Source organism: Rhizobium sp. 01T444 (assembly GCF_056398305.1).
The window spans coordinates 94,167-111,233 of sequence record NZ_JBFTPD010000013.1 but is presented as its reverse complement, the minus strand read 5'-3'; the positions used below and the strand labels follow the sequence as shown (position 1 = coordinate 111,233).

Sequence of the window (17,067 nt, the reverse complement as noted above, 5' to 3'; positions counted from 1 at the left end):
CGACGTTGAAGAGACGAAGCCCATGTCCGAGTTCAAGTCCGATTTCCTCCGCACGCTGCAAGAGCGCGGCTTCATTCATCAAATTTCCGATGAAAGCAGCCTCGACGATCTCTTCGCCAAGGAAACCGTGACGGCCTATATCGGCTTTGATCCGACCGCACCTAGCCTGCACGCCGGATCGCTGATCCAGATCATGATGCTGCACTGGATGCAGAAGACCGGCCATCGCGCCATCTCGCTGATGGGCGGCGGCACCGGCATGGTCGGCGATCCCTCCTTCAAGGAGGAAGCCCGCCAGCTGATGACCGTCGATACGATCGAAGGCAACATTGCCTCCATCAAGCGCGTCTTCTCGAACTACCTGAACTATGGCGACGGTCCGAAGGACGCGCTGATGATCAACAATGCCGAATGGCTGCGCTCGCTGAACTATCTCGAGTTCCTGCGCGATGTCGGCAAGCATTTCTCGGTCAACCGCATGCTGTCCTTTGACAGCGTCAAGACGCGCCTCGACCGTGAACAGTCGCTGTCCTTCCTGGAATTCAACTACATGATCCTCCAGGCCTATGACTTCGTCGAGCTTGCCAAGCGCTACGACTGCCGCCTGCAGATGGGCGGCTCGGACCAGTGGGGCAACATCGTCAACGGCATCGACCTCGGTCACCGCATGGGGACGAAGCAGCTCTACGCGCTGACCTCGCCGCTGCTGACCACCTCGTCGGGTGCCAAGATGGGCAAGTCGGCCACGGGCGCCATCTGGCTGAATGCCGACATGCTCTCGGCCTATGATTTCTGGCAGTACTGGCGCAACACCGAGGATGCCGACGTTTCTCGCTTCCTGAAGCTCTACACCACCTTGCCGATGGACGAGATCGCCCGCCTCTCGGCACTTGGCGGTTCCGAAATCAACGAGGTCAAGAAGATCCTGGCGACCGAGGTCACCGCGATCTTGCATGGCCGCGAAGCCGCGGAACAGGCAGCTGAGACGGCCCGCAAGACGTTTGAGGAAGGCGGTCTCTCCGACAACCTACCGTCTGTCGAGGTTCCGGCCTCCGAGCTCGACGCCGGCATCGGCCTCCTGTCGCTGATTGTCCGCGCCGGTCTTGCCGCCTCGAACGGCGAAGCCCGCCGTCACGTCCAGGGCGGCGCCGTGCGCATCAACGACCAGGCTGTCAGCGACGAGCGCAAGATGATCGGCAGCGGCGAAATCACCGCCGATGGCGTCATCAAGCTGTCGCTCGGCAAGAAGAAGCACATCCTGATCCGCCGCGCAGCGTAAACCGCGCCAGCGATGCCAAGAGAAAAGCCGGCCTTCCCGCCGGCTTTTTCTTTGCCTGTTTCAGGATAATGGCGGGGAAAACTTCTCCATCACGAAATTGTCGAGCTTCTGCCCGCGCTTTTCGACGGTCTGTCGCGTGACCACAACGAACCCCTTGCGCTCGAAGAATGGTCGCGCCGTCAGGCTCGCATGCGTGTAGATCCGCTCCATGCCTGATGCCAGCGCCTCCTGCTCGACGCGCGCCAGCAGCCGGCTCGCCACGCCGAGCCCCTGAAATTCGGGATGCACGAACATCATGTCCAGGCAGCCATCGGCGATGAGATCGGAGAAGCCGACTGGCTTGCCGTCAATGTCAGCTATCCAGGCCGGGCGACTTATCCGGCGCTCGGCCCACTTGGCGGGATCTTCCACCTGCGCCCAGGCATTGATCTGCGCAGGCGAATAATCGCGCGACGAGACTTCACGGATGGCGCGCAGGAAAATCTCGATCGTCGCGTCGCTATCCCCGGGCGTATAAGGCCGGATCAGGATGGAGTTCTGCACCGATAACCCCCAGCGATTTACTGGAACTAGCGATTTACTGGAATTCGAAGATCTGGCGGAACACGCCGGGCGCGATCACCGAGAGCGGGTTGATCTGCAGGTTCGGCTGGTCGAATTTGCCTGTCAGCTTGAAGGTGATGCCGATCAGGCCTCGGTCTGAACCATTGCCGAGGATGACGCCGATCAGCGGCAGCTCGGCAAACAGCCGGTTGAGGCCATAGGCCGGCATGAAGGTACCGGTCATGTCCATGTTGCCCTTCGCATTGCGCACCACGCCCTGGAAGGTGGCGCCGATCTGGTCGCCGCGCAGGACGCCGTTTTCGATGGAGATTGCCCCGCCGCGCGAAACCACACGGGCAAAGCCGCGCTGGAAGCGCTGCGAGGAGGTATCGATATCGCGTTTGACGGCTTCGTTCAGCGTGCGCTGGTCCGAACCGACAGGTGTGGAAACGATCGAGCGCAGGCGCTGCTCGTTGACGATCGAGAAGCGGCGCACATCGAGCGAGCCATCCCAGCCGCCGCCCGCATTGAGACGGATAGCCAGATTGAGAAGCCCGCCCTGCATATGCTGGTAGAGATCGGCAAAGCGTGAAACGGAGCCGGCATCGCCGCTGGTGATGTTGATGACGCCGCCGCCCTGCATCTGGCTGACGACCGCCTCACCGCTATCCGTGATTCCGGAGAAATTCAGCGATTGCAGCCGGCTGCCACTCATGGCGATCTGCGCCTGGAAATTACCGATCTTCTCGTCGTTGAAGCCGATGATGTTCTGCAGTTTCGCCCGCACGCTCACGCTGCTGCTGTCGCTGCCGTCGCCGTCGCTGTCCGAATCCGATTTCAGTCGGGCGATGATCGGTCGCGCATCGGCGCTGGCGCCGGATACGGAAATATCGAAGCCGCCTTTGCTGCGCTTCAGCGACAACCCGAAATCATCGAGGGAAGACAGTTTCACGCTATCGAAATCCGCCGATATCAGGCCGCTTTTGCCGATGGTGAGCGCCCCGGTCGCGCCGAAGCCATCCCCCTTCAGACGGAAATTCTTGACCTGCGTATTATCGGGCGGGCCGGAAACCTCGAATTCGGCATTGGCGGGAATACCAGTGCCCTTCGACCAGCCGATCCAGGGGAGGTCGAGCGATGCCTTGCCGAGATCGAGCTGCACGTCCTGCCGGTCTTCGTCGAGGCGCGTCAGTACCAGCTTGACGCTGCCGCCGAGGATGCCGGACAGGCCGGGCAGCAGCCTGTCGCGCTGATCGCCGTTTAGCGTTGCCGTGATCACGCGCTGCGGCTCGATGCCAGAAGATTTGTCGACRGGCTCCAGCATATCGATATCGGCGGAGACGCCATCGATATCGGCCTTGCCCTTGACCTTCACCTGCTGCGGATCGGCATCGAGTGTGCCGTCGAGATTGGTGATGACACGCCCCGAGAACGGCTTGGCAAGCGCGACATCGGTGAGCTTCATCTGCGCCTCCCATTCGGGAGGCGGCGGGTTCTGCGAGGACAGAAGTCCGAAATGCGCCTGCACATGGGCGTCGATAGTGCCCTTAAGGTCGTCGGGCACAAAGCCTGCGCGCTGCAACACCTTGATCGGCTTGTAGGTCAGAAGCTCGCCCACCGCATCCGCCGAGCCTGAAACGGAAATGTCAGCATCTGCCATCAGCGGCTTGTCATAGACTGATGGCATCACGAAGGTGCCCGGCTGCACCGCCACCGAACGCCCGGATGGGAAATAGGAGGTGCCGCTCTTGAGTGAGATCGTAGCCTTTCCGCCCGTCAGGTCGAAATGCGCCGCAGTATCGCGCACAGGCGGGATCTCGCCGGCGACATTCAAGCGCGTACCGTCGATGTCGAAGGCGATGCGGAGCTGGTTTTCGTCGAGCCGCAGGCCCCGTCCTCCTGCCGCCTCATCCAGGCGCCCTGGCGGAATGTAGACGGAAATGGAAGCATCGGTCACCACGCCGCCGAAGAGGTTTCCCAGCACCCAGACCCGCGCTTTGGACGCCATCCAGAAAGGCCAGAGCTGCTTGACCGCCGTCGTCTGCATCTGCTGCGACTGGCCGGCAAAACTGATCTCCGGTGATTTCTCGTTCAGCCGGATGTGCAGCGCCCCATAGAGGGAGCCGAGCGGTGAGGAAGCCACCATATTCGTGAACTGGAATTCGCGGCCGGCGACGAGATAGCGTCCGGTCGCCTGCAGATCGAAGGACAGCGGCTGCTCGCCGGAATTGGGTGCGGCCGTGCCGCCGCTAATCAGCGCGTCGATGCCGAACCCCTTGCCYGCATTSGGATCGAGCTTGTCGAGGTCGATCAGTGCGCCGCTGATCGGCAGAATGGTCGCGCCGAGATGCAGCTGCGATTTGGCGATCTCCAGCGTCTGCTTGTCGAAGTCATAGGCCAGATTGAGTTGCCCGTCCGTCAGCTCCTGAGAATCGCCGTCGACATAGATGAGGCCTGGATCGAATTTGAGAGCCGCATTGAGCGATGGCTTGACGCCGTTGGCAGCTCTGACTGCGGAAATGGTGAGATCGCCGAAGGTATTGAGGCCCTGGCGGATCTCGCCCTGTTCGTTGCGCTTCAGTGTAAAGGGCGTCAGGTCGGCATGCGACAATGTGGCCACGAGCCGGGATGCGTGCCCGCCCGCCTGTTCGGTGATCACATTGAGGTCGGCTGCCTCGCCGTTGATGGAAATCTGGCCGCTCAATTGCAGCGAGTTCGGCCCGGCATGTTCGAAGGCGAGACTGTCGACGACGAGCGAAAGCGGCCCATTTGCCGTATCCGCGAGCTTGATATCGATGCCGGAGATACGCACGGAGTCGGTAGCGCCGCGTTCGACGAAGCTTTCGAACAGGTCGAGATGCGAGAAGATCGTCTCCATTGCCGCTGGAATCGCATCGACGCGCAGGTCGTCAAGCTTGATGGGAGCGCTTGATGGAAGCAGCGACGTATCAAGGGCAATGCCGTCAGCTTCGACCGATGATACGGCGATGCGGCCGCGGAAGAGCTGCAGCGGATCAAGCGCCATGCGCATGGAGGATGTGGTGGAAAGATGCTGGCCGCTCTGCTGGTCGATCATGTTGACGTCGCGCGCTTCGAGCGCCAGCCGCAGGCCGGAGGTGAAGCGGATGACGGTGGAGCCGACCTCGGCGCGGTAGCGCGGCCCCAGCGCGCTGTTCAGCGCCGACTGCGCCTGCTGCGACAGCGGCGCGTCGATAATCCCGCTTTCGATGGTGAAGACGATCGCCGCCAGGATGAACAGGATCACCACGCAAAAGCCGCCGGTGACCTTTGCGGTGCCACGCATGCGCGAGCGCGGCGGCGGGCAATGCACGATCAGAGGATCCTCCACTTGCGCGGAAGGCAGGTTGTGCAACGCGACGATATCCTTCTTGCGAAACGTGACTTTTTCGCCGCGGATGGCTGACATGCGCCTTGGGAAACTCCTGAATCTGATTTGAACGGCTCTGGGCGGGACGCCGTTTCATCCACTATATAACCCGTCTGATATAGTATCCCTCCTAAACCCGGCAAAAGAAAGTTTTGAGAATGTCCGCTCCCGGTATTGGCTCTCCTGCTCCCGATTTCAGCCTCCCGCGCGATGGCGGCGGGCGCATTTCACTCTCGGATTTCCATGGAAAGCCGGTGGTTCTGTTCTTCTATCCCAAGGATGACACGACGGGCTGCACGACCGAATCGCTGGATTTCACGGCACTTGCCGGTGAGTTTGCAGCCGCCGGTGCCGCCGTCGTCGGAATGTCGCCCGATTCGGCCACCTGCCACGACCGCTTCATCAAGAAACACAAGCTGACGGTGGCACTCGCCTCGGACGAAGAGAAGACCGTGCTGCAGGCCTACGGTGTCTGGAAGGAAAAGAAGATGTACGGCCGCACCTTTATGGGCGTCGAGCGCACCACCTTCCTGATCCGCAGGGACGGCACGATTGCCACCATCTGGCAGAAGGTGAAGGTTGCCGGTCATGCCGAAACGGTGCTGGCAGCCGTCAGGAACCTCGCTGCGTGACGACCATCACCTCGCTGCGCGGCGGCGCGATCGATGCGATCCGCTCCGCCGATCTCGATCGCAAGACGGGGCTCGCGCAGGAAAGCGCTACCAGATGGTTCGCCCGGCGCATCTCGCTGCGCTCGCCGCTGGATGCTCCCTTGCCCGAGCGTCCCGGCCGGCCGGAAAAGCCGCTGCTGGTGCCGCCGACACAGGTCGGAAAACGATCGCTCCATACCGTTCATGGCCGCATCGCCCTGCTCCACGCGATCGCCCATATCGAGCTCAATGCCGTCGATCTCGCGCTCGACATCGTTGCCCGATTTGCCTCGGCGCATGTACCGAATTCCTTCTTCGACGGCTGGATGCAGGTGGCCTACGAAGAGGCCAAGCACTTCCGCATGGTGCGCAAGCGGCTCAATGATCTCGGCGCCGATTATGGTGATCTGCCCGCCCATGACGGCCTCTGGCAGGCGGCGCATTCGACCCGCAACGACCTCACAGCCCGGCTTGCCGTCGTGCCGCTCATTCTCGAAGCGCGCGGCCTCGATGTTACACCTGCGCTGCAGGCCAAGATGCGCGAGACCGGCGACCTCGAAAGTGCTGCCGTTCTCGACGTCATCTACAACGACGAGAAGGGCCATGTCGCCGTCGGCGCCAAGTGGTTTCGCTTCCTCTGTGCGCGCGAAAAGCGTGATCCTGCAAGGACGTTTCAGGAGCTGGTGCGCGCCAATTTCCGCGGTCCGCTGAAGGCGCCGTTCAACGATGTGGCCCGCGCCGAAGCCGGCCTGACCCCCTCCTTCTACCGCGCGCTCACCTCGACCAGCCAGAGTTGAGCGGCAAGCTCCAATAGGTCTGCGTAAACCGACTGTTAACCATAAAAGTATGTAATCATTTCCCAATGAGGCTGGGCGCTAAAAGCGAATCTTTGGGAGACCCTTCGTGACGAACGGACATCACAGTCGGGTCTTCGGCAAGAAGGCACAGGAACACGTCCTCATTCTTGCCAGTGGTGACAAGGTGCGTCACATGACGGTGAAGCCGTGGATGGCGGCGCTGGCCTTCTGCTTCGTCGGCGTCTTTTCCATCGGCTATCTGCTCGCCACTTCCTACCTCGTGCTGCGCGACGATCTGATCGGCGCGACCATGGCCCGCCAGGCCCGCATGCAGCATGACTATGAGGATCGCATCGCCGCGCTGCGCGCCCAGGTCGACCGCATCACCTCTCGCCAGCTTCTCGATCAGCAGGTGGTCGAGGACAAGGTCGACAAGCTGATGGAACAGCAGATGGCGCTGACCTCGCGCCACGGCAAGCTCGATAACCTGCTCGATCGCGCCGAAAGCTCTGGGCTGACTGGCAAGAATGCGTCTGCCGCGGATGTGCCGGCGCAATCCTATGCGCCCGAGATCAAGGACAAACGCGCTTCGCTGACCGGCGGCGCACAGGCGATCGAAAAGATGCTGGCAGGCGACAACAAGCCGGCCGACGCCGAAACCCCCGACAATTCCACCCTTGCCTATGCTCCCGCTGAAGAAACCGTCGGCGATCGCGCCGACCGCATCTTTTCGAAGGTCACGCTCTCGCTGAAGACCGTCGAGCAGGACCAGAAGAACCGCATCGACCAGCTGACGAGCGACGCCGGCAACGCCGCCAATACGATTGAAGGCGTGCTCGACCGCTTTCATATCGCCGTTCCGGCTGAGACGATCGCCGCCAAGGAAGAAGAGGACAGCGCCGTTGGTGGTCCTTACGTCGAGCCCGAAAGCAACGACGATTTCAACAATTCGCTGGTGCAGCTCGATGGCGCGCTGACGCGTCTGGAAACGGTGCGCAGCACCGCCGAATCCCTGCCCTTCCGCAATCCGGCCATCGGCAAGGAAGTCACCAGCCCCTTCGGCAACCGGCGCGATCCCTTCCTCGGCCGGCTTGCTCTGCATTCCGGCATCGACTTCCGTTTCTCGCCGGGTGAAAGGATCCGCCCCACCGCGCCCGGCAAGGTGACCGCCGCCGGCTGGACCGGCGGTTATGGCAACATGGTCGAGGTCGATCACGGCAATGGCATTTCGACGCGCTACGGCCATATGTCGGAAATTCTGGTCAAGGTCGGCGACACGGTCGATCGCAACAATGTCATTGGCCTGGCCGGCAGCACCGGCCGCTCCACCGGTACGCACCTGCATTATGAGGTGCGTCAGGATGGACATGCCGTCGATCCGATCTATTTCATGAATGCCGGCCTTAAACTTGCCACTTATATAAAATAGCCGGACCGCAGTAACGAACGCTTCACCTCGCTCCTGGGGTGGAGCCGCTATTCCTTGACTTGCCGGCCGTTTAGGACTATGTCGCCCACCATTGCGGCATGCAATCCTGCCGACTCGCCAGAGACCGGCCGAACGGAACGGAAACAGTTTTCCCTTTGACGACATTTGCTGAACTTGGTTTGAGCCCCAAAGTGCTCTCCGCTGTTACTGATGCGGGCTACACCATCCCCACTCCCATTCAGGCCGGGGCAATTCCCTTCGCGCTTGAGCGCCGAGATATCTGCGGCATCGCACAGACCGGCACCGGCAAGACGGCATCCTTCGTTCTTCCTATGCTGTCGCTTCTGGAAAAGGGCCGCGCCCGCGCCCGCATGCCCCGCACGCTGATCCTGGAACCGACCCGCGAACTGGCCGCCCAGGTTGCCGAGAATTTTGAAAAATACGGCAAGAACCACCGCCTCAACGTCGCCCTCCTCATCGGCGGCGTTTCCTTTGAAGATCAGGATCGCAAGCTCGAGCGCGGCGCAGATGTTCTGATCTGCACCCCCGGCCGCCTTCTCGACCATTTCGAGCGCGGCAAGCTGCTGATGAGCGGCGTCGAAATCCTCGTCATCGACGAAGCCGACCGCATGCTCGACATGGGCTTCATCCCCGATATCGAGCGCATTGCCAAGCTGATCCCCTTCACCCGCCAGACGCTGTTCTTCTCGGCCACCATGCCGCCGGAGATCCAGAAGCTCGCGGATCGCTTCCTGCAGAACCCGGAGCGGATCGAAGTCTCCAAGCCGGCCTCGGCGTCGGTCACCATCACGCAGCGTTTCGTCGCCTCTCACGACAAGGATTACGAGAAGCGCGCCACATTGCGTGACCTCATCCGCGCTCAGACCGATCTGAAGAACGCGATCATCTTCTGCAACCGCAAGAAGGATGTCGCTGATCTCTTCCGTTCGCTGGAGCGTCACGGCTTCTCGGTCGGCGCCCTGCACGGCGACATGGACCAGCGCTCGCGCATGGCCATGCTTGCCAACTTCAAGGACGGCAACATCCAGTTGCTCGTCGCCTCCGACGTCGCAGCCCGCGGCCTCGATATTCCCGATGTCAGTCACGTCTTCAATTTCGACGTGCCGATCCATTCGGAAGACTACGTTCACCGTATCGGCCGCACCGGCCGCGCCGGTCGCTCCGGTGCTTCCTTCACCATCGTCACCCGCCGCGACCAGAAACATACCGACGCGATCGAAAAGCTGATCGGCGAAAAGGTCGAATGGCAGAGCGGCGATCTCTCCTCTCTGCCCCCGGCCGAAGAAAGCCGCGACAGCGATCGCTCTCCCCGCCGCGCAAAGACTCGCGAGCGGGATAAGGATCGTGGCCGTGACCACCGGTCTGCGAGTCATAAATCTGATATCAACGCCGAAGATAATGGCGTTGAAGTCGTGGAAGCAGCACCAGCAAGACCAGCAAGGGCCGAAACCGTGAAGAACGAGCGCAAAGCAGAACCGAAGCCACAGAACAACGCGCGCAACGGTCGGCAATATCCGGCGAATGATGACAATCGCGAGCGCCGCCGCCATCGCGACCATGACGACGGCCCGACGCCGGTCGGATTCGGTGACGATATCCCCGCTTTCATGCTGATCGCTGGCAACGCCAAGGTCTGATTGCCCGATGGGCAAGCCCGGCATCGATTTCCCAGGCTTCGGTGTAGGCCTGGTGATTTTGCGCGACGGCAAAATCCTCCTCTACAAACGCGTGCGTCCGCCTGAAGCCGGCTACTGGAATATCGTCGGCGGTAAGGTCGACCATATGGAGCCGGCTGAGGAAGCCGCGCGTCGCGAGGCGGAAGAAGAAACGGGACTGACCATCGGCCGCGTCGAGCGGATCGGCTTGACCGAACAGATCATCGAGGCCGACCGCCAGCACTGGATTTCCCTTCTCTATATCGCCCGCGATGTGGCGGGCGAGCCGCAGCTCACCGAACCCGACAAGCTCTCGGATTTCGGCTGGTTTGGCCTTGCCGACCTGCCTGAGCCGCTGTCGGCTTTCACCAGGGTCGCGATATCAGCTCTTCCAGCTGGCGAGTTGCGCTGATCATTCAGCCCGCAGCGCCGCTTCATAGGCAAGCCGCACCCAGCGCGCCATGACATCGGGATCGTCATAGGCCTCGTCGGGGATGCTCCAATAGGGCATCTTCACCGGAGTTCCCTTCTTGCCCTCGTAGAACCATTGGCTGGCGCCCGCCGCGGCAAATTCCGGTGCGCTCTCTTCATCGGCCTTCAGCAGGATTTCGTCGCGCACCTCGAGCGCCAGGATGCGGCCGAGATGGTAGATGCCCTTGCCGCCGAACATGCGCTTGATGGTGACAGGCCCAAGCGACTGAAACATTTCATCGATGCCGGCATTGTCCATGGCCTGTCCTCTTTCCTGCGCAGCCGAGCCTATATCGTGTGATAACCGCGGTTCAAATAAAGAAGCGCCGGGTGGATCTCGGTGAAGCGAACGGCAGCGACTTCGCCGAAGATGACGTTATGGGTCGGCATTTCCTTGATGTCGGTCACCCGGCAGTCGAAGACGGCAAGCGCATCGGCAAGCACGGGCGCGCCCGTTGCCAGCGTTTCGAAGCGGGCGCTCAAGAAACGATCCCCGTTTTCCAGATGCGTGCGGCCTGAAAAAGCATCGGCAACACCCTGATGGTGGGCGCCGAGCGAGTTCAGCGCGAAGATGCCGCTGCGCCAGAATATCTCGTTCTTCGCATTGGTGTTGCTGAGGCAGACGAGAACGGAAGCCGGATTGTCGGACACCGAGCAGGCAGCCGTGATGGTGACGCCACGGCGGGCTTCACCGAGCGCCGTCGTCACGAGCTGCACATGGCCGGCATAGCGGCTCATGGCATCGCGATAGAGGCCGGGATCGATATGCTGCCTGTTCAACACATGCTTCTCCACAATCAGTGTCTTGTTTTTATTATTTCACCAATATGGCGGGCATCGGTTACCTTTTCTACAATGGCACCCTCTAAAAGCTGCAGAACACGCTTGTTTTTCTTTGACGATTGCCGCCGTGCGGATAAAAGGGCATGGACAAGACGAGAGACCTGCACCTTTCATGATGACCCTGCGTGTCATAGCCGCCCTTCTGTCGCTCATGGCGTTGACGGCCGAAGGCCGCGCGGCCGGCGTGACGATCGGCGTCGTGGCGCCGCAAGAGGGCACTTTCGCCTCGCTCGGCGCACAGATTTCCGCCGGCGGGAATTTTGAGATCCAGCGGGCGGGCAATACGGTCGTTCCTGTCAATGAGACCTGCCAGGACAATAGCGGCCAGGCGATCGCCGATGCGCTGATCGCTGCAAAGGTTCAGATCGCCATCGGCTTCCTCTGCAGCGAGACGCTGGAAGGCGCCCTGCCGAAGCTGAAGGACGCCAATATTCCCGTCATCACCGTGTCGGTACGCTCGCGCATCCTGATGGAGGATTCGCTGAAGAACGGCTGGCCCCTCTTCCGCCTCGGTCCGCAGGATAGTGATGAAGCCGCCAGGGTCATCCAGATCATCCTGCAGCAATGGACGGCGTCTCCGATCGCCCTCATCGAGGACGGCACGATCCATGGCCGCGAACTGACGGAAGCCGTGCGCAACGCACTGGAAGAAAATGGCCTGAAGCCTGTTTTCACCGACACCTACCGGCCGGGACAGGAACAACAGATCGGCCTCGTGCGCCGCCTGAAGCGGGCCGGCGCCACCAAGGTCTTCATCGGCGGTGACAGGAACGATGTCGCCATCATCGCCCGGGACGCCAAGGCTGAAAATATCCCGCTCGACATTCTGAGCGGCGACGCGATGCGCGCTGCAAACCAGCCGCTGGCGCTGGCTGATGGCGTAGGCGCCGTTGCCATTCCCGAATATGCGCTTCTGCCGGATGCGGCTGCGACCGTTGAGGCCTTGCGCGCAGCCGGAACCGAACCGGAAGGTTATGTTCTGCCGGCAGCCGCAGCCGCGCTGATTGCCGATCAGGCCGTGCAGGCAGCGGTGGCCGAAGGCAAGCCGGTGGCCGAAAAACTGATCGGAACGCAGTTCAATACGCCGATCGGCCCGGTCATCTTCACACCGGCCCACGAACTGTCGCAAAATCCCTATCGTCTTCTCGAATGGCGCGGCGACACTTTCGTCCCGCCGGCCGATGGGACAGATTGACCTATTGAAATTTGCCGTGAGGCGCTCGCCGCTTCCGGTTGAGAGGAGACCGAGAACATGACGACACTGCCCATCCGCATCGCCCCATCGATCCTGGCGGCAGATTTTGCAAAACTCGGCGAGGAAGTACGCAACGTCACTGCGGCCGGCGCCGACTGGATCCATCTCGACGTCATGGACGGCCATTTCGTGCCGAACATCTCCTTCGGCCCCGATGTCATCAAGTCGCTGCGCTCCTATACGGATGCGACCTTCGATTGCCATCTGATGATCTCGCCGGCCGATCCCTATCTGGAGGCTTTCGCAAAGGCCGGCTGTGATCGCATAACCGTGCATGCAGAGGCCGGACCGCACCTGCACCGCTCGCTGCAGACGATCCGCCATCTCGGCAAGAAGGTCGGCGTCACCCTCAATCCGGCAACGCCGCTTTCGGTGGTCGAGAACGTGCTTGACGATGTCGACCTCATTCTCATTATGTCCGTCAACCCCGGTTTCGGCGGCCAGAAATTCATTCCGGCAATGGCAGACAAGATCGCAGCGGCGAAGTCACTCATCGGTGATCGCCCGATCGAGCTTGAGGTGGACGGCGGTGTGACGGTCGATACCGCGCCTGCCGTGGCAAAGGCCGGCGGCAATGTGCTCGTCGCCGGATCGGCAATTTTCAAGGGCGGCTCGGTCGAGACCTATCGCCAGGCCATTACCGCCCTTCGCAACGCGGCTGAGGGAGCTCGCTGATGACGAAGCGCATGTTCATGGGCGGGTTTTTCGCCGTCTTGCTGACCGGCATGGCGGCCATGGCCTCTGCTGGCGATATCGCCAATATGCAGCCTGTCGGCTTCTCCGCCGACGGCAAGGTCTTTGCCTTCCAGGAATTCGGCATGAAGGATGGCAAGATCCCCTATTCGGAGACCTATTTCATCAATACCGAAACGGGTGCTGATCTCGAGGGCACGCCCTTTCATCTGGAACTGACCGACAAGGATGCCGATCTGTCCAAGGCACGCCGCCAGAATCTGACGGCAGCCCGCCAGCAGATGGACAAGTACAACCTTCTGACCAATCCCGGCCTGATCGCCGCCTTCAACCCGCCGACCGAACTCGGCTCGCCGATGAAGACGATCCGTTACACGACAATCGCAAGTGACGGCCCGCCGCGGGGCGCCTATTCGCTGCTGCTCGGCGATGCCGAAGTCGCCAAGCCGGAAAGCTGCAAGGACGTCAACCGCGTCATCGGCTTCACCCTGCAGCTCATCGAGAAGGACGGTGCACCGAACCGCCAGCTGGTGCATGAGGACAAGTCGCTGCCGGCAGATCGCGGCTGTACTGTGGAATATCGCATGGGCGGCGCCCTCGTCTATCAGCCGGAATCGGGCAAGCCTGTCCATATCGCCCTCATCCTGGCGCTGAGCGCCTCTCCTGACGGCCGCAACGGCCGCTGGATCGCCGTTCCGGTTCACCCCTGAGAATGAACCGTCTGCGGGCGGCATGGCCGTCCTTATCAGAACTTTTCATCGGCGCCCCGCTCTGGGGCGTCCAGATGCTGATCTCCGCCATGGCGGGTCTCTATCTGCGCAATGGTATGGAGACGAGCCACGTGCTCGATCTCTCCATCCTCTATTTCGGCGGCGGGTTGCTCTCCTGGCCCTTTAACTTGCTTGCCGGGCGTTATCTTGCGCTCGGCCATCAGGCGGAGGCGCGTTTTGCCGCATTCTTCCTGGTGCTGACGATGGGCACGGTCCTGATGACGGCCTTTCTCTTCGCCATGGACTACCGGATTTTCTATTCCCGCTGGCATTCGCCGTTCGGCTCGGTCATCTGGATGTTCCAGTTTGTCTTTACCGGCGCCAGCGCCGTTTATCAGTTCCTTGTCCTTGGCCTGGGGCTGTTTTTGCCCCTCGGACTGGTCTGTCTTTTTGTCACTAGCCTGGCTCTTGCCAAACGCATGCGTTGAGATTGCCGGCCGTCTTTGCTACAGGGGCCGCAGCTACTGTCACGAAATGAAGGCGCTCGTCCATGATCCCTCGTTATTCCCGGCCCGATATGGTCGCCATCTGGTCTCCCGAAACCAAGTTCCGCATCTGGTTCGAGATCGAGGCCCATGCCTGCGACGCGCTGGCAGACCTCGGAGTGATCCCGAAGTCGGCAGCCGCCACCATCTGGGAAAAGGGCGGCAAGGCGACTTTCGACGTTGCCCGCATCGATGAGATCGAGGCCGTCACCAAACATGACGTCATCGCCTTCCTGACGCATCTTGCAGAAATCGTCGGCCCCGACGCCCGCTTCGTCCATCAGGGCATGACCTCCTCCGACGTGCTCGACACCACGTTCAACATCCAGCTCGTGCGCGCTGCCGATATCCTGCTCGCCGACATGGACCGTGTTCTGACAGCGCTGAAGACGCGCGCCTTCGAACACAAGGATACGATCCGCATCGGCCGCAGCCACGGCATCCATGCCGAGCCGACGACGATGGGCCTGACCTTCGCCCGCTTCTACGCCGAGATGAGCCGCAACCGCGCCCGCCTCGTTGCCGCCCGCGCTGAAATCGCGACAGGCGCCATCTCCGGCGCTGTCGGCACCTTCGCCAATATCGACCCTGTTGTCGAAGAGCATGTCTGCGCAGCACTCGGCCTCGTTCCGGAACCCGTTTCCACGCAGGTCATCCCGCGTGACCGCCATGCCATGTTCTTCGCCACCCTCGGTGTCATCGGCTCGTCGATCGAAAACGTCGCGATCGAAATACGCCACATGCAGCGCACCGAAGTGCTGGAGGCGGAAGAATTCTTCTCGCCGGGCCAGAAGGGCTCTTCGGCCATGCCGCACAAGCGCAACCCGGTCTTGACTGAAAACCTGACCGGCCTTGCGCGTCTCGTGCGCATGTCGGTCGTACCCGCGATGGAAAACGTGGCGCTCTGGCATGAGCGCGACATCAGCCATTCGAGCGTCGAGCGCGCCATCGGCCCGGATACCACTGTTACCCTCGACTTCGCGCTGAACCGTCTCGCCGGCGTCATCGAAAAGCTCGTGGTCTATCCCGAGAACATGATGAAGAACCTCGACAAGTTCCGCGGCCTTGTCCATTCGCAGCGCGTTCTCCTGGCGCTGACGCAGGCCGGCACCTCCCGCGAGGATGCCTATCGCCTCGTGCAGCGCAACGCCATGAAGGTCTGGGAACAGGGCAAGGATTTCCTCGAAGAACTGCTGGCCGATGCCGAGGTGCGCGCTGCACTCTCCGAGGCGGATCTCCGCGAGAAATTCGATCTCGGTTATCACACCAAGCATGTCGACACGATCTTCCGCCGCGTCTTCGGCGAAGCTTGATCGGCACAAGACAGGTCATGAGACGGCGCCCGTGAGGCGCCGTTTTCATTTTCGCTTCCGGGACGTAGTCGCCGGCGCAGCGCGCTTCTTTTTCTCCGGCTTGCCGATCGATGTATCGCCCGGCTCATCCGATATCTCACAAACCTCTGTCTCACCCCGGCCCTTAGCCGCCTTGGCCACCAGCAAGTCGAGGTGCTTGAGGTCTTCTTCGTCGAGATTTTCGATGCCGATGAAGCGGTTCTCGGCATGGCTCGTCAGGATGATTTCGTTGAGCTTTGCCTGGATGGCCCGCGTATCGCGTGTCTGCGCATTCTGCAGCACGAAGACCATCAGGAAGGTGATGATCGTCGTACCGGTGTTGATCACCAGCTGCCAGGTTTCCGAGTAGTCGAAGACGGGGCCGAGAGCAGCCCAGATAATGACGGCGATAAGCGCCAGAATGAAGGTCACCGGCTTGCCCGCCCACTCCGATATCTTGGTTGCGAAGTGGGCAAACACATGGCGTATGGTCACCTTGAAATCCTCCTTCGAAGTCGGCACAAGACAAACTCCAAGCAAGGTTCCGAGGTTCCGGGCTCTGTTGAAATTCCGGGGCATCGCGCAAATTCGCGACACCCCGGGATGTTGCCGTTACATGGCTTCGCGGGCGATCAGCTTCCGGTAAAGATGCCAGGTCGCATGGCCGAGGATTGGGATGACGAGTGCGAGGCCGACAAAGAGCGGGATTGTGCCGATGACGAGCGACGCGGCAACGATCAGGCCCCAGAGCAATACCGGTATCGGATTGACGAAGGTTGCCCGGATCGAGGCGACCATCGCGGCCACCGCCCCGCAGTCCCTGTCGAGCAGCATCGGGAAGGTCACGACGGTGATCGCCAGTACGACGAACGCAAAGCCGAGGCCGACTAGATTACCCCACAGGATGAGCTGCATGCCTTCCGGCGTACCGAACACTTGCTGCAGGAAGAGCGACATGGAGCGCGGGAAGACCTCGCCAAGAAGGCCTGTATAGATGGTTTGCGCCGTGACCAGCCAGACGGTGAAGATCCCGAACAGCAGGAGGCCGACGGCGATGATCGACGGCAAAGCCGGCGAATGGCGGACATCGAGTGCATGTTTCCAAGAGGAATCGAGTCCGGCCTCGCGCCGGCGGCTGATTTCGTAGAGGCCGATCGCGGCTATCGGGCCGATCAGCACAAAGCCCGACATCAGCGGAAAGATCATCGGTGCGAGATTGGCGCCCGAGCTCAGCATCGTCAGGAAGATACCGGCGATCGGATACATGAGACACAGGAAAACGTAATGCGAAGGCTTCTCGCGGAAATCCTCGAAACCCAGCCTGAGCGCGTCGAAGACGTCGGCTACGCTGATCCTGTTGACCACGGGCCGTGCGAAGCTCTCGCCAGCACCCGTCATGACATGAAATGTCGTCATGGCTTTCTCCTCCTCAGCCAAGATGAACCGGAGGCGAATGT

17 protein-coding genes are annotated in these 17,067 nt (G+C 61.3%); 11 read left to right on the top strand and 6 right to left on the bottom strand.

All coding sequences use genetic code 11. The features are described 5' to 3' along the window. Nucleotides 1–22 precede the first annotated feature (22 nt). The gene (gene tyrS, locus AC1DTN_RS18675) at nt 23–1,279 is read left to right on the top strand and encodes a tyrosine--tRNA ligase (protein WP_439015079.1); all 1,257 of its coding nucleotides are present in this window, start codon (nt 23–25) and stop codon (nt 1,277–1,279) included. 60 nt (nt 1,280–1,339) lie between these two features. On the opposite strand, the gene AC1DTN_RS18670 is transcribed toward tyrS, so the two are convergent. Together AC1DTN_RS18670 and AC1DTN_RS18665 are read right to left on the bottom strand one after the other, a co-directional pair. Continuing rightward, nucleotides 1,340–1,822: a GNAT family N-acetyltransferase gene (locus AC1DTN_RS18670; RefSeq protein WP_477922013.1), complete on the bottom strand. Its 483-nt coding sequence runs from the start codon at nt 1,820–1,822 to the stop codon at nt 1,340–1,342. 34 nt (nt 1,823–1,856) lie between these two features. Then, nucleotides 1,857–5,249, bottom strand: a complete 3,393-nt coding sequence (locus AC1DTN_RS18665) for a hypothetical protein (protein WP_477922012.1) — start codon at nt 5,247–5,249, stop codon at nt 1,857–1,859. Nucleotides 5,250–5,368: 119 nt separating this feature from the next. On the opposite strand from AC1DTN_RS18665, the gene AC1DTN_RS18660 reads away from it, so the two are divergent. The 5 genes from AC1DTN_RS18660 (at nt 5,369) to AC1DTN_RS18640 (ending at nt 10,174) form a co-directional block, all read left to right on the top strand. Next, nucleotides 5,369–5,842 (top strand): peroxiredoxin, encoded by a 474-nt coding sequence (locus AC1DTN_RS18660; RefSeq protein WP_439015082.1) that lies wholly within the window; start codon nt 5,369–5,371, stop codon nt 5,840–5,842. After that, nucleotides 5,839–6,657 carry a ferritin-like domain-containing protein gene (locus AC1DTN_RS18655; protein ID WP_442205841.1) on the top strand — a complete coding sequence of 273 codons (819 nt, stop codon included), beginning with the start codon at nt 5,839–5,841 and terminating at the stop codon, nt 6,655–6,657. Before AC1DTN_RS18660 ends, AC1DTN_RS18655 begins: the two co-directional genes overlap by 4 nt. Before the next feature lie 106 nt (nt 6,658–6,763). Further along, entirely contained in the window at nt 6,764–8,086 is a 1,323-nt protein-coding gene (locus tag AC1DTN_RS18650) for a peptidoglycan DD-metalloendopeptidase family protein (protein ID WP_477922011.1), read from the top strand. 98 nt (nt 8,087–8,184) lie between these two features. Then, entirely contained in the window at nt 8,185–9,744 is a 1,560-nt protein-coding gene (locus tag AC1DTN_RS18645) for a DEAD/DEAH box helicase (protein ID WP_477922010.1), read from the top strand. 7 nt (nt 9,745–9,751) lie between these two features. Further along, nucleotides 9,752–10,174 (top strand): NUDIX domain-containing protein, encoded by a 423-nt coding sequence (locus tag AC1DTN_RS18640; protein ID WP_113321787.1) that lies wholly within the window; start codon nt 9,752–9,754, stop codon nt 10,172–10,174. Here AC1DTN_RS18640 and AC1DTN_RS18635 read toward each other — a convergent pair whose 3' ends face one another. Together AC1DTN_RS18635 and AC1DTN_RS18630 are read right to left on the bottom strand one after the other, a co-directional pair. Continuing rightward, a complete protein-coding gene (locus tag AC1DTN_RS18635) occupies nt 10,175–10,492 on the bottom strand; it encodes a TfoX/Sxy family protein (RefSeq protein WP_113321788.1) in 318 nt (105 codons plus the stop codon). A 29-nt stretch (nt 10,493–10,521) separates the two neighbouring features. After that, on the bottom strand, nt 10,522–11,016 hold the full coding sequence (locus AC1DTN_RS18630; RefSeq protein ID WP_113185176.1) for a flavin reductase family protein: 495 nt from the start codon (nt 11,014–11,016) through the stop codon (nt 10,522–10,524). Nucleotides 11,017–11,188: 172 nt separating this feature from the next. Between AC1DTN_RS18630 and AC1DTN_RS18625 the strand changes: the two genes are divergently transcribed. The 5 genes from AC1DTN_RS18625 to purB all read left to right on the top strand — a co-directional run bounded on the left by AC1DTN_RS18625 (nt 11,189) and on the right by purB (nt 15,592). Beyond that, entirely contained in the window at nt 11,189–12,271 is a 1,083-nt protein-coding gene (locus tag AC1DTN_RS18625; RefSeq protein ID WP_477922009.1) for an ABC transporter substrate-binding protein, read from the top strand. A 57-nt stretch (nt 12,272–12,328) separates the two neighbouring features. Further along, a complete protein-coding gene (rpe, locus tag AC1DTN_RS18620) occupies nt 12,329–13,006 on the top strand; it encodes a ribulose-phosphate 3-epimerase (RefSeq protein WP_113321791.1) in 678 nt (225 codons plus the stop codon). Next, complete coding sequence (locus AC1DTN_RS18615; protein ID WP_442205837.1) at nt 13,006–13,734, top strand: DUF2259 domain-containing protein; 729 nt, start codon at nt 13,006–13,008, stop codon at nt 13,732–13,734. The genes rpe and AC1DTN_RS18615 overlap by 1 nt, the downstream gene beginning before the upstream one ends. Before the next feature lie 2 nt (nt 13,735–13,736). After that, complete coding sequence (locus AC1DTN_RS18610) at nt 13,737–14,222, top strand: hypothetical protein (RefSeq protein WP_310388224.1); 486 nt, start codon at nt 13,737–13,739, stop codon at nt 14,220–14,222. 62 nt (nt 14,223–14,284) lie between these two features. Beyond that, the gene (purB, locus tag AC1DTN_RS18605) at nt 14,285–15,592 is read left to right on the top strand and encodes an adenylosuccinate lyase (protein WP_025668863.1); all 1,308 of its coding nucleotides are present in this window, start codon (nt 14,285–14,287) and stop codon (nt 15,590–15,592) included. A gap of 45 nt (nt 15,593–15,637) precedes the next feature. On the opposite strand, the gene AC1DTN_RS18600 is transcribed toward purB, so the two are convergent. Continuing rightward, nucleotides 15,638–16,099 carry a low affinity iron permease family protein gene (locus tag AC1DTN_RS18600; RefSeq protein ID WP_113321803.1) on the bottom strand — a complete coding sequence of 154 codons (462 nt, stop codon included), beginning with the start codon at nt 16,097–16,099 and terminating at the stop codon, nt 15,638–15,640. A gap of 123 nt (nt 16,100–16,222) precedes the next feature. Then, nucleotides 16,223–17,026 (bottom strand): DUF2189 domain-containing protein, encoded by an 804-nt coding sequence (locus tag AC1DTN_RS18595; RefSeq protein ID WP_310388226.1) that lies wholly within the window; start codon nt 17,024–17,026, stop codon nt 16,223–16,225. Nucleotides 17,027–17,067: the final 41 nt, after the last annotated feature.

Bases quoted from the DNA above. Each gene is read 5' to 3' on its own strand.
- tyrS (WP_439015079.1), top strand. From the start codon at position 23: ATGTCCGAGTTCAAGTCCGATTTCCTCCGCACGCTGCAAGAGCGCGGC.
- AC1DTN_RS18660 (WP_439015082.1), top strand. From the start codon at position 5,369: ATGTCCGCTCCCGGTATTGGCTCTCCTGCTCCCGATTTCAGCCTCCCG.
- AC1DTN_RS18645 (WP_477922010.1), top strand. From the start codon at position 8,185: ATGCAATCCTGCCGACTCGCCAGAGACCGGCCGAACGGAACGGAAACA.
- AC1DTN_RS18640 (WP_113321787.1), top strand. From the start codon at position 9,752: ATGGGCAAGCCCGGCATCGATTTCCCAGGCTTCGGTGTAGGCCTGGTG.
- AC1DTN_RS18635 (WP_113321788.1), bottom strand. From the start codon at position 10,492: ATGGACAATGCCGGCATCGATGAAATGTTTCAGTCGCTTGGGCCTGTC.
- AC1DTN_RS18625 (WP_477922009.1), top strand. From the start codon at position 11,189: ATGATGACCCTGCGTGTCATAGCCGCCCTTCTGTCGCTCATGGCGTTG.
- rpe (WP_113321791.1), top strand. From the start codon at position 12,329: ATGACGACACTGCCCATCCGCATCGCCCCATCGATCCTGGCGGCAGAT.
- AC1DTN_RS18615 (WP_442205837.1), top strand. From the start codon at position 13,006: ATGACGAAGCGCATGTTCATGGGCGGGTTTTTCGCCGTCTTGCTGACC.
- AC1DTN_RS18610 (WP_310388224.1), top strand. From the start codon at position 13,737: ATGAACCGTCTGCGGGCGGCATGGCCGTCCTTATCAGAACTTTTCATC.
- purB (WP_025668863.1), top strand. From the start codon at position 14,285: ATGATCCCTCGTTATTCCCGGCCCGATATGGTCGCCATCTGGTCTCCC.
- AC1DTN_RS18595 (WP_310388226.1), bottom strand. From the start codon at position 17,026: ATGACGACATTTCATGTCATGACGGGTGCTGGCGAGAGCTTCGCACGG.